Below are 305 nucleotides of genomic sequence, written 5' to 3'. Positions count from 1 at the left end.
ACTCTCCCAGGACCCTGCGGTCCAAGTACCATCGGCGCTGGAGGGCTTAACGGTCGTGTTCGGGATGGGTACGTGTGGAACCCCTCCGCTATCGCCACCAAACATGAATTTGCTGTGCAAATTCTACCTTCAAGGTTACACCCTGAAAACTGGATCCGAAACTTATTTGCGTTTTATTCTTTAGGATAAGCCCTCGACCGATTAGTATTGGTCAGCTCCATGCATTACTGCACTTCCACCCCCAACCTATCTACCTCGTCGTCTTCAAGGGGTCTTACATACTGGGAAATCTCATCTTGAGGGGG

The 305-nt window shown here is 50.5% G+C and carries 2 rRNA genes; both read right to left on the bottom strand.

The features are described 5' to 3' along the window. Positions 1 to 102, bottom strand: a 5S ribosomal RNA gene (rrf, locus tag WA407_RS26420); the annotation flags it as partial. A 79-nt stretch (positions 103 to 181) separates the two neighbouring features. Continuing rightward, positions 182 to 305 (bottom strand): 23S ribosomal RNA (locus WA407_RS26415); the annotation flags it as partial.

Source organism: Paenibacillus sp. 203, from assembly GCF_037027525.1.
GTDB classification, from domain to species: Bacteria; Bacillota; Bacilli; order Paenibacillales; family Paenibacillaceae; genus Paenibacillus; species Paenibacillus polymyxa_B.
The sequence above is the reverse complement of the archived record's forward strand: the minus strand, read 5'-3'. Positions and strand labels throughout refer to the sequence as shown.